Annotated in this window: 9 protein-coding genes and 1 pseudogene; 5 read left to right on the top strand and 5 right to left on the bottom strand. The window is 44.6% G+C overall.

The window, feature by feature from the left end:
* Positions 1–647, top strand: a pseudogene (locus IQ235_RS09265) (S-layer family protein); the annotation flags it as partial.
* Between the two features lie 49 nt (positions 648–696).
* On the opposite strand, the gene IQ235_RS09260 reads toward IQ235_RS09265, so the two are convergent.
* Both IQ235_RS09260 and IQ235_RS09255 read right to left on the bottom strand, forming a co-directional pair.
* A complete protein-coding gene (locus IQ235_RS09260; RefSeq protein ID WP_264321190.1) occupies positions 697–2595 on the bottom strand; it encodes a serine/threonine protein kinase in 1899 nt (632 codons plus the stop codon).
* 88 nt (positions 2596–2683) lie between these two features.
* Positions 2684–4018: a serine/threonine protein kinase gene (locus tag IQ235_RS09255; RefSeq protein ID WP_264321189.1), complete on the bottom strand. Its 1335-nt coding sequence runs from the start codon at positions 4016–4018 to the stop codon at positions 2684–2686.
* Between the two features lie 402 nt (positions 4019–4420).
* Here IQ235_RS09255 and IQ235_RS09250 point away from each other — a divergent pair, with 402 nt between their 5' ends.
* Together IQ235_RS09250 and IQ235_RS09245 are read left to right on the top strand one after the other, a co-directional pair.
* On the top strand, positions 4421–5323 hold the full coding sequence (locus IQ235_RS09250) for a hypothetical protein (protein WP_264321188.1): 903 nt from the start codon (positions 4421–4423) through the stop codon (positions 5321–5323).
* 5 nt (positions 5324–5328) lie between these two features.
* Positions 5329–6075, top strand: a complete 747-nt coding sequence (locus IQ235_RS09245; protein ID WP_264321187.1) for a hypothetical protein — start codon at positions 5329–5331, stop codon at positions 6073–6075.
* A 91-nt stretch (positions 6076–6166) separates the two neighbouring features.
* Here the strand turns inward: IQ235_RS09245 and IQ235_RS09240 are convergent, their stop codons facing one another.
* The 3 genes from IQ235_RS09240 to pirA form a co-directional block, all read right to left on the bottom strand.
* Positions 6167–7168 (bottom strand): hypothetical protein, encoded by a 1002-nt coding sequence (locus IQ235_RS09240; protein ID WP_264321186.1) that lies wholly within the window; start codon positions 7166–7168, stop codon positions 6167–6169.
* Positions 7168–8334 carry a pyridoxal phosphate-dependent aminotransferase gene (locus tag IQ235_RS09235; protein ID WP_264321185.1) on the bottom strand — a complete coding sequence of 389 codons (1167 nt, stop codon included), beginning with the start codon at positions 8332–8334 and terminating at the stop codon, positions 7168–7170. The genes IQ235_RS09240 and IQ235_RS09235 overlap by 1 nt, the downstream gene beginning before the upstream one ends.
* Positions 8335–8477: 143 nt before the next feature.
* Positions 8478–8633 carry an arginine synthesis PII-interacting regulator PirA gene (gene pirA, locus IQ235_RS09230; RefSeq protein WP_264321184.1) on the bottom strand — a complete coding sequence of 52 codons (156 nt, stop codon included), beginning with the start codon at positions 8631–8633 and terminating at the stop codon, positions 8478–8480.
* A 206-nt stretch (positions 8634–8839) separates the two neighbouring features.
* Between pirA and IQ235_RS09225 the strand changes: the two genes are divergently transcribed.
* Together IQ235_RS09225 and IQ235_RS09220 are read left to right on the top strand one after the other, a co-directional pair.
* Complete coding sequence (locus IQ235_RS09225; protein WP_264321183.1) at positions 8840–9355, top strand: hypothetical protein; 516 nt, start codon at positions 8840–8842, stop codon at positions 9353–9355.
* Between the two features lie 86 nt (positions 9356–9441).
* On the top strand, positions 9442–10362 hold a 921-nt coding region (locus IQ235_RS09220), incomplete at its 3' end, for a TIGR04168 family protein (protein ID WP_264321182.1).

The following is a 10362-nucleotide window of genomic DNA, read 5'->3' as shown; positions in this document are numbered from 1 at the left end:
GGTTAATATTGCGCCGCCAAAGTCGAATTAGCACCAATTCCACCGGAACGGATCCCTGTGGTGATATCACCATAGATACCCAAAGCCTGGTGGCATTGGAAAATAGCGATATCAGCGCCAATGCGATCGATAGTCGGGGGGGACGGGTGAGTATCACTACACTCGGGCTTTTCGGCACGGAATTTCGCCAACAGTTGACGCCCGAAAGCGACATTACCGCCACCTCAGAACTCGGTCCCCAGTTCGACGGTATCGTTGATATTCAAACCCCCAATGTCGCACCGGGAATGGGATTGGTGGCCTTGCCTGCCCAGTTGCTTGATGCCACGGGTTTGCTCGCCCAAGGTTGCGACGATTATCAAGGCAGTCAATTTATCGTCACCGGACGGGGGGGTTTGCCTCAAGACCCTACCCAACCGCTGCGCAGTCGTCCCGTTTGGTCGGATTGGCGCCCGCTGGAGGCTGGGGAAAATGGAGAAAATGCCGCATCGGGTTTGATTGTCGATTCTGCGTCTTCTTTGGTGGAGGCCACGAATTGGATCGTCAACGGCGAGGGACAGGTGGAACTGATTGCCCGCATTCCGGGGGCGCGATCGCCTTGGCATCGAGAGCCAACTTGTCAGCCGTTAGGGCGATCGGTGCAATAAGGTCGATCGAAAGATTATTCCTGTTCCGATCTAGAGTTTTGAGCAATATTTATCCGCTCAATTTTTTTTCGTCTCGTCTAGATTTAAGCATCTTTAAAAAATCCGATACTTCCTCAACTAACCATTGCTTTTCGACGACTGTTAATAACAGTCCTAATTCATAGTCTTTATTATCGATCGTTAGTAGACATTTAGCATTTTGGCTGTCATTTGTCATTTGCAAACGACATCCTTGAATATCTACCGTTTTTCCACTTATTTTCACGGGACCTAATGGTCGATCGTACAGACAATAATAGTGACGATTCCCAATTTCAATCCTAGATAGCTCTTGACTCGTTAAACCGATTAAGAATGAGGAGATTAAAAAAGAAAGTATCGGAATAGAAAGTAAAATGAGATAAGCATGAAAATCTGAAAATGAGTTCAAAATCCAAGAGACAGAAAACGGGAAGATCGAGAAAACGAAAAGAAACGTCAAACAGCCCACACCGATTTTACTGTTCGTGTTGGTCGGCAAGTCCAAAAATAGCCGATTTTGGCTCCGATTTAGAATAACGGAAGTTCCTTTTGATGGAGCCTTTTCCACTGGAGAAGAAGAGCGATCGACTTTCTCTACGTTCTTATCATGTTGCAACACTTCGATCGCTTGAATCGCTGACTTTGATGGTTTGAGTCCTAAAAAATCTGAAATTTTGGCAGCGAGCCATTCTTTCTCTGCTTTATTTAAAAAGGTGCCAAAAGAGTACTTTTTGACCCCTGCCTGAATCACTAAATGGAGAACTTTATCTCCTTCACTATTTCTAGTTTCTTCCACATGAATCAGAGAAATATTGTCTCTTTGCAGTTGAATTCTACTGATAGTAATACTTGGAAACTTAATCGATATATTTAAATAATCTTCATCAATTTTTAAAGATTTTTCACACGCCATACAGAATGATATGAGACAGAAAAATGCTCCGAATAATAGGGCAGCTACAATATGTAATATGGTAAATAAAAAGCCAAGCGATAAAGCTAAAAAAATTAAAATTGTGAACCAATTACAAGAAGTTTTGCAGACGAAATGCCGAGCGTTTTTCTTGAAGATCACCGATCCAAATTTCTCGTAAGATGCAGTTGAATCAGCGAGATTAACTTTACCTTGCAAAGCATTAGCAGCTTCTTTGGCCGACTTAAATCGATCTTCAACCGCCGGTTCGAGTATTTTATCCAGCCAGTTGGCAAATTCTGGAGAAATATTAACTCGATTGCGAAAGTCAAACCTCATACGTTTTCGAGGCAGTTCTTCTGGAGAACGATGGGTGAGTAAAAAGAGTAAGGTTGCCCCCAGCGCATATAAATCTGAAGCAAAAAAAGATTGTCCTCGAAACTGTTCTGGAGGCATATAGCCCAGCGTTCCAATAAACGTCTCTCCACCCATTAAGGTCTGACGATAAACATCTTTAACCGCACCAAAATCAACTAAATAAATTTGACCATCGGCACGGCGAATAATATTTGAAGGTTTGATATCTCGGTGAATAATAGATGGCTGCATCTGGTGCAGATCGTCGAGTATTTGTAAGACTTGCAGGGCAATATCTCGGACTTGGTCTTCACTCCCATGCCAACCTTTTTTGACTAACGTACTTAGAGATTCCCCACTCACTAATTCTTGAACTAAATAAAATCGGCGATCGTCGGTGGTAGCTTCATGGAAATAATCTAAGTACTTAGGAATAGCTCGATGGTCGATGCGGGCAAGAACTTTCGCTTCCCGTTCAAATAAATCTAAGACTTTCCAATCTTGAACTTGCCGTAAGGATAGCACTTTAATCGCCACTCGCTTGTAATTCGTCAAGTCTTCGGCTTCGTAAGTGGTTCCAAATGCCCCTTGACCAATTTTCGTAACAATTCGATAGTGGTCTGCTACAATCATTTCTGGATAAATTAAATTTTTCATGGTAAAAAAATAGTTAATAGATCGTTTTCATACAATTGCAAAAGCTTTGGATAAAAACGTATTTAAAAAAAACACGAATTTCAATTACTTAATTTGTAAATGAAGACCATTTTGAGTTTTCAAGATTTAAAAAATTAGAAATTTGGCAAGCGAGCCACTCTTGCTCGGCTCGCTTTAAGTTGCTACCAAAGGTATGTTGGGTAAAACCCGTACAAATCTTTAGGCTTGTCGAGGTCACTTTATTGCCTACTCCACTGCTAATAATTTCCACCCCAACTAGGGAAATATCTTCCCTCTCTCGTTGACGCCGATAGACGGTAATACCGACGAATCGAACTGATATCGTCAAAAAATTTCCATCGATCTTCAAGTATTGCCGACCCCCGGAGTTTACTAATCCAAAACCCACAAGTAACAATAACAATGGGAATAACGGAAACGAAGTAGGTAAGAAGGCGATAACCAAGCAAAGTGGGATAGCCAACATAGCTAAGGAAATTAAGACTACGATCCAATCGGGAAGTATTTCGCAGAGAAAATGCCGATCGTTTTTCTGGAGGATGACTCGCCCGAATCTCTCGTAAGGTTCAGTTAAATCGGTCAAATTGACTTGACCTAGCAAAGTATCCGCTGCATCTTTTACCGACTTCAAACGCTCTTCCACCGCCGGTTCGAGCATCTTTTCCAACCAATCGGCAAACTCAGTCGAAACGTCAATTCGATCGCGAAATTTAAGCTTCATCCGCCGTTGCGGCAAATCCGCTGGAGATTCCCCCGTCAGCAGAAATAGCAACATTGCCCCCAAACTATATAAATCCGAAGCCGCACCCACTTGACCGAAAAACTGCTCTGGCGGCATATACCCCAAAGTCCCCACAAAAGTCCCGCCACGGGTGAGGGTATTGCGATACACATCCTGGACTGCCCCAAAATCCACCAGAAAAACCCGACCATCGGCATGACGAATGATGTTCTCTGGTTTGATGTCGCGATGAACCACCGGAGGCGTGAGGGAATGCAGATAGTCAAGAATTTCCAACACCTGACGGGCAACCTCTCGAACCTGGCTTTCCTGGGGATGCCAACCCTTTTCTACCCACGCCGCTAAAGAGTCTCCTGATGCTAATTCTCGAATCAGGTAAAATCGGCGATCTTCGGGGGTATCTTCCCAAAAACAATCGATAAATTTAGGAATACCGGGATGTTCTAAATGAGCCAGAACTCGCGCTTCTCTCTCGAAAAGTTCCAGCACTTTCCACTCTTCCATGTGTTGCAACGAGACAACTTTGAGAGCCACTCGTTGATAGTTGGTGAGGTCTTCGGCTTCGTAGGTCGTCCCCATGGAACCTTGACCTAAAAGGGTGACGATTCGATAGCGTTGGGTAACGATATCGTCGTTTTCGTGTAAAGATAGCGTTTGCATGGGTGTTACTGGGTCAGAACTGCCAACGGTGAGTGCAGCTTCAGTCTGCTCGAAAAAGTCTAAAAAGGTACGATCATCATCGATCGCCTCTAGAGATAAGTAAATATTGGGAAAGTGTAACCAGGTGTAACTCAGCCATCTGGATATTTATAGCGCTTCTCATACTCATGAGGTACAGAGTTTCTGGTTTTAGGGAATAGGGAATGGGGAATAGGAAATAGAATTTGGGTGTACCTCACAAGACTAAAAATTGCGATATCTTCGAGACAGTCATTTTTATTCAGAAAACTGTTTTCAGAGAGAAACTTACATCTATCAAAGTATGAACGCTATCTTTTATATTTGAAAGTTTTAATATAAAATAAAAGACGATCTCTATTTTGTTTAATCAGTAATTTTTTGATGAACTGGAAAGCTTTTTTAGCAATAATATGTAATCGTCAAGAGTACGAACTCACACCCCTTGAAGTAGACGTTATTATGTGCATAGATGAATGTGGAAACCAATCAAAAAATGATTTGCTTGATGCTTATATAGAATCCTATTCAAAAATAGAAAATGAAGCTTTCACTCAAAGACTTAAAAATATTTATAAAAAATTCAGGATAACAGGCAAAGGATATAAGCTTCCGCAGCTTCATAAATATTTAATCGAGCAATACATTCAGTACAAAAATAAAGATGTATTTTTTTCGGAAATTGGCTTAACTTATATTTATCCTAGTTTCCCTCGGGATCAATTTGGCAAAGAAATCTATACTATTATTCATTCAGAAGATATCGAACTAAAAAAAGTCGATATTTTGCAAACATTTGCGCCCAACCTTAATGATTATTGCGAGCATTTAACTCAGTGTCTTCAAAATAAAATTCAAGTTAGAATATTACTAGCTTGGCCTTACTCGGAAGCGGCTAAGCTCAGAGAGAATGTTCTTAGAAGATATGCTCGTGGGAATAGCCATGAGGAAATCAATATTTGCGATTGTGCGATCGAAAATTTAGAGACCTTAGAACAAATTATCAGTCTTTCAAAAAATTCCCAGCTCCTTGAGATTAAACTATACGATACACTTCCTTCTTTGGCAATTTATCGAGCGGGTAATTATATGCTGGCTTCACCCTTTCTACATGGTTCTCTCGCGGTCAATACCTTTCAATTAGAGCTGACATTAAATACATCAAATCAACTGATAGCGCAGACTTTACAACAAGACTTTGAATTAATGTGGCAAGTGGCTCGCCCATTTCACCCAGATCCCCACAAAAATTGGAGAAATGACTTGAAGATTTTATTCATCGATTAAAAACTATGCTCGAAAAAATTAATTCTTTTGAAAGTTCGTTAATTGAGAAGTTTAGCTCGCATCCGCTCTTCGTAAAAATTGATGAAATGTCTTGGCAGAAGCTGTTAGAAATTCTCATTCAGCGTCGCTTTCTATCACTTTCTATTGTTAATATTTATGAATTTGTCATTGATGCCCTCACCGATGAGTCTATTAAAAAAACCGTTAGAGGTATCTTAAATGAGGAATTTCCCCGCAATATGAAAGGCGTTCCGCTGCCTTCTCATCGAGAGTTACTGTTTCAAGATTTACTTAATCTTGGTGCAACTCGGAAAATGATTTTAACGACACCCGAAATGGCTGTCACTCAGAAGGTTAGAGATGAAAGCTATCAAGTGATGGTCGATTGTCTGGGCGGAGAACATTGTCAAGTTGGGCTGGTGGCGTTTCTCAGATTTTGGGCGGAAGTGCTTGTTTCTGTTGAGTATTCCTGTCTCTGGTCGCGAATTTCCGAGCGTTTATCCAATCAGCAATCGGATGGCAAAGTTCGATCTGAGTTTTATTATTTTCATATGATTCATGACAGCAGAAAGTCTGATATTGGCAAGGAAAGTTTTTTGGGTGGACTGACTCATTCTCAAGAACTAGCTACTCACTTACAAAGGCTAATGTCATCAGAAGAAGCTTTACTGTACTGTATGAATCTTGAAGAATATGCATATCAACTCAAATATCAGTTTTACGATCGCCTCATTCAAAATTTATACGAATAACCTATATCTCACCCAAAATTGAATCACTCAAATATTGGTTCCTAAAATAAGGCTAATAGCTGGATATCAATCGAACGCGAATGCATCCAATTTACGCTTCTACAGAAAAAACTCTAAAAATCGGCTGCGCGTTCTGAGACTCGGGATAAACCATAATTTCGTATTTCCCCGGAGCAAATCCATCTTCACTGGCTAAGGTAAAAACGATCGAACTGATATTACTTTCGACCGATTTCGTTTCTTTGAGTTCTACGGGTTTTCCCCCATCGGCAAGATAGCGCCAAATAAACGTTACATTGGTCTGGTCACGAACGTTATTTAAGCTGACATTGGCGATCGCCGCTTTCATTTGCGATGGAAAAACTGATTCATCCACGGGGCATTGCCAAGCCTCGAACATCGGATTGCTGAGTTCTTCCATTTGGTGGCATAGTTTTAGACCGGCAAGAGTTACCGCAGACGGTTCGAGAGATTGAAGAGAGTCGATGGTTCCTGGGGAATCCCAAGCGGTAAATTCTAATTCTTCTGCCGGAAAATCATTATTCTCCGAGATTAAATTTAACCGGTAAGAACCAATGGGTAAATTTTCGATAGGAAGTTCAATCTGCGCCGTTCCATTTTCGACGTTGAGAGGGGTCGTCTGGGTTTGAACGATCGCAACTTGACCTGGTTCTGGGATATAGGTCAGTTCAAGATTTATCGCCGTTTTCTGGGCAATCCAATTGGGAGTTGTCGCGATCTGAAGGGTGGAAGTATTGCGAGGAAACATACGGATATCTTCCGTGCAAACTCCCGACTCGGGAACCGCACACAAACGAACGTCACCCCAACTCGCCAGAACGTTTCTAAATGTGAAAGGGGCGATCGCCATCAAGAAAACACAGAGAAAAATTTTCAGCGGTTCGGGTCGTAAAAAGGGGAACTTTTCCTCGATAAACGGTTGAAGTGGAGGTAAAACGATCGCGCAAGCTAAGGCGAATAAAATCACCGGAACGATCGCCCCATCGGACATTGCAACAATGCCGTTAATTAGCGCTAAAAAGCCCGCTAAAATCGCCAAACACCATTGGATAACCTCGAAAGTACCTGCCATCACCCTAAAATTTCCTTTAAACCGCGAACCAATCGATCGATTCCTTCGGCAACAGTTTCCGGCTTCAGCGCCCCATATGCCACCCGCAGATAGCACCCATCCTTCATACCAAACGTCGTACCGGGAATCACCGCCACTCGATAGTCGCGAATCAACCGTTCGACGAGTTCGAGGGCTTCTAACTGGGCATTCACCTTGAGAAACACATAAAATGCCCCTCGTGCTGGGGCGATGGTACACAACTCCGTGAGGGGTTTCAAGGCATCGAGAACGATTTCCCGAATGGAAGCGATGGTTTCGAGATGTCCTCGGCAGTAACTCGCGCCCACCCGCAACGCCCCCAATGCCGCATACTGCGAGATAACTGGCGGGCAAATCAGAATCGTATCTTGGATTTTTTTGACGGCATCCACCAGATGAGATGGCAGCACCATATAACCGATGCGCCAACTGGCAAATCCGTAAGCTTTGGAGAGGCTGAACAGGGAGATGGTGCGATCGAAACTATCCGCAAACGAGGCGGGGGAGACGTGGCGCGTGCCGTCGTAGGTAAAGTATTCGTAGGCTTCGTCGCTGATATGATAAATCCCGCGTTCGGCGCAAATACGATCGATCTGGCGCAATGCATCCTCTGAATACACCGCGCCGGTAGGATTGTTCGGAGAAATGGTCACCACCGCCCGCGTTTTGTCGGAGATGGCATCTAAAATGGCTTCCGGACGCAGTTGGTAATTCTCGTCGGTGGGAACGAGTACCGGACGGCAACTAGCGATCGCGATCGCCATTTCGTGATTGAAATAGTAGGGGGTGGGGAGAATAATCTCGTCGCCCGGTTGGGTAATTGCCAGCACCGCATTCACAAATGCCATATTGCTGCCAGCGGTGACGACGATACTGCGGCGATTATCCAAAAAAATTCCATTGTCCGATTCGAGTTTTGCCGCGATCGTATCGAGTAACGGGGGAATCCCTACCACCGACCCGTATAAATGATGCCTCGAATCGGCGAGAAACTCCGATAAACCCGCCATGGCTTCTGGCGGCGGTGGATAGTACACAACCCCTTGCCCCAGGGAAATCGTGCCGGGATGGCGGCGTATGAGTTCTCCAACGATGGGAATAATCGGCGACTGCACCGCCTGCATCCGCGAAGTGAAGCGTTCCATAGACCTAGGCCCCTAACACTGCATTTCATTGTCTCCCAAAGTGTTCCCGGAAAATGCGCGATCGAACAACTTCGCACGGCCATAAAAAAACAAGAGGGAAAAAATTCCCTCTTGCCATTTTGATTCGCCCTTGACTTGCGCGCTTATCCTAAATAGTTGGCTTCTTGCTCGAGTAGACGAATTAATTTTTCATTACCACTGGCTCTAGCTAATTCCAAGCGATGTTCTAGAGATTTTCTGAGGGTGGCGCGATGGTTAGCTGCGGCTTGTTGAATGAGTTGTTTGCGATTCTTGTTCATTTGAGGATCTGAACTGTAGCGTTACAATTTAAAGCTAACATATTATTTTTGCTGCTGTATCTAATTTTACAAAAAAGTTACCATTTTCGAGAAATCGACGATCGTAAAGTCATGACGATCGTACTTAATCAAAATTAATAACGAATGTTTTAAAAGATTCATGCTTACTTGCTACAGTAAGGGGTTAATTCTTTGGAATAATATGGATGAAACCTAGATCCAAGCGCCCTTTGAGAACCGCTCGACTGAGTATTGCGATCGCCCTACTGCTGACCAGTGCCGGAGTCACGTTCTTTATTTCCCGTTATATTTTGGCGGCCAAGCAGGTCGCCCAATGCAATCGACTCAATGAAATCCTCAATGAAGGTCACGCAAAAGTGCTGGCATTTCAAGCCCAGGATGAAATCTCGACCCATCAACTGGCAAGCGAACTCGAAGGAATTACCCTAAAACTGGGGGGAGCGGAACTCAGCGATCCCAACCTTCGGCACTATCGAGGAAACTTCGTGCGAGTGTATCGCGAACTTTCTCAAGATTTTCGAAAACTCGGGCAGGCTCTCACTCTCGCAAACGAGGCGGATATGACCCAAACCGGTCAACAACAGGTCAAACAAGCCGTTTCCAATGTCCGACAGGTAGGAATTTCCGTTGCTCAAACCGCTGAAAATGCCGATCGCCTCGCTGGAGATGTCAACAGCTATTGCGCTCCCAGTGCGCAATAGAGTTAGACTCGAATTTAGAAACAGCCCCGAGAGAGCGTCGCCAAAATCCAGCTAAATAATCCAGAAAAATATAAAACAGTCCAGCTATGAGTAGCTCTGAGAATTATCGCGAGCAACCCATCCGAATTGCTGTGGTCGGGGACGTTCACGACCAATGGGATGAGACTGATGCGACGGCCCTGAAAAATCTCGGGGTCGATTTGGTGTTGTTCGTCGGCGACTTTGGTAACGAGTCCGTCGCCGTGGTTCGCCAAATCGCCCAGCTCGATTTACCCAAAGCCACGATTTTCGGCAATCACGATGCCTGGTACACGGCAACGCCTTGGGGTCGCAAGCGATGTCCCTACCAGCGGCCTCAAGAAGATTGGCTGACCGAACAACTCGATCTCCTCGAAGAAGTCCGCGTAGGGTATCGCGCCCTCGATTTTCCCGAATTGCAACTGACGGTGGTTGGGGGTCGTCCCTTTAGTTGGGGAGGTTCGAGTTGGACGAAGTACCAAGATTTCTATCGAGAGCAGTTTGGAGTCGCCACGTTTGAAGAGTCTGTCGAACGGATCGTCTCGGCGGCGAAGGATGCAACTCACCACCGGATTGTTTTTTTAGCACACAACGGTCCGACGGGTTTGGGAGATTTACCCGAAGATATCTGCGGCAAAGACTGGGAACCCATTGGTGGCGACCATGGCGATCGAGATTTGGAGGTGGCGATTTTGCGGGTGCGCCAACTGGGTAAAACCATTCCCCTGGTGACATTCGGTCATATGCACCACAACCTTCGCCATACCAAAACCCAACGGCGCGAGACGCTCGAGGTTGCCCCTGAAGGAACCATTTACTTGAATGCCGCGAGGGTTCCTCGAATAAAGAGCGAGGGGAGTTTGCGCAGCTTCTCCCTGGTTTCTTTAGAAGGAGAGACCGCGCCCCACATTTCCTTGGTTTGGGTTGATGCTCGCGGTCGGATTGCCGAAGAAGAAACGCTGTACGCCGACGAGTCACTCGTTAAAGGG

Origin of the sequence: Zarconia navalis LEGE 11467 (assembly GCF_015207075.1) — a bacterium.
Lineage (GTDB): Bacteria > Cyanobacteriota > Cyanobacteriia > Cyanobacteriales > Geitlerinemataceae > Zarconia > Zarconia navalis.
This window is presented reverse-complemented; position numbering and strand designations above follow the sequence as displayed.

Coding starts and splice junctions, on each gene's coding strand:
- IQ235_RS09260 (WP_264321190.1), bottom strand. CDS start 2,595: ATGAAAAATTTAATTTATCCAGAAATGATTGTAGCAGACCACTATCGA.
- IQ235_RS09255 (WP_264321189.1), bottom strand. CDS start 4,018: ATGCAAACGCTATCTTTACACGAAAACGACGATATCGTTACCCAACGC.
- IQ235_RS09250 (WP_264321188.1), top strand. CDS start 4,421: ATGAACTGGAAAGCTTTTTTAGCAATAATATGTAATCGTCAAGAGTAC.
- IQ235_RS09245 (WP_264321187.1), top strand. CDS start 5,329: ATGCTCGAAAAAATTAATTCTTTTGAAAGTTCGTTAATTGAGAAGTTT.
- IQ235_RS09240 (WP_264321186.1), bottom strand. CDS start 7,168: ATGGCAGGTACTTTCGAGGTTATCCAATGGTGTTTGGCGATTTTAGCG.
- IQ235_RS09235 (WP_264321185.1), bottom strand. CDS start 8,334: ATGGAACGCTTCACTTCGCGGATGCAGGCGGTGCAGTCGCCGATTATT.
- pirA (WP_264321184.1), bottom strand. CDS start 8,633: ATGAACAAGAATCGCAAACAACTCATTCAACAAGCCGCAGCTAACCAT.
- IQ235_RS09225 (WP_264321183.1), top strand. CDS start 8,840: ATGAAACCTAGATCCAAGCGCCCTTTGAGAACCGCTCGACTGAGTATT.